This window comes from Corynebacterium sp. HMSC078H07, assembly GCF_001812805.1.
In the GTDB taxonomy this organism is placed as follows: domain Bacteria; phylum Actinomycetota; class Actinomycetes; order Mycobacteriales; family Mycobacteriaceae; genus Corynebacterium.
On record NZ_KV810489.1, the window covers coordinates 1 to 525 of the forward strand.

The 525-nt window shown below is 56.6% G+C and carries 1 pseudogene; it reads right to left on the minus strand.

The features are described 5' to 3' along the window. Positions 1-479: pseudogene (locus tag HMPREF2875_RS07560) on the minus strand (IS21 family transposase); the annotation flags it as partial. Between the last annotated feature and the right edge of the window lie 46 nt (positions 480-525).

Genomic DNA, 525 nt, shown 5'->3' on the forward strand with positions numbered 1-525 from the left:
TAGGTGGAATTAACCTGCCGGTTGCGGTCAGCAGCACCAATTGCGTGTGACGCTGTCGAAGCATTATCAGGCACAATGACTTCAGCAACGCCACCGAAGTATTCAAACGCTTGGATATGCGCCCACAGCCACGCCGCTTGCCGCTGGTTCGGGCAAGCACAGGCAAACAGCATTCCCGAATACGGCAGTGACGCCACGAAAATACTGACTTTTGCACCCCGGGCATCAATCGGGTCAAACAGCCGCATCGTGGTACCGGCCCAGTCGACTTGCATAGTGTGTGCCGGGATATGCGTAATGCGTGCGGTAAGTCCTGTGGCATCAACGTGTTCGGCGACAAGCTGGCGGAACCGCTCGTAGCTGTAGTAACGCTGAGACGGACGAGCAGGTTGGGTGGTGTAGCGACCCCACAAGACTTGGAGAGTGACTTTGTTTCGGCCGGTGCGTGCTTTAGCCACCGCGTCGAAGTCGATGGGCACGAAATCTCCTTGGGCAAGACTTCGACCATCAACAAACCATGTGGCC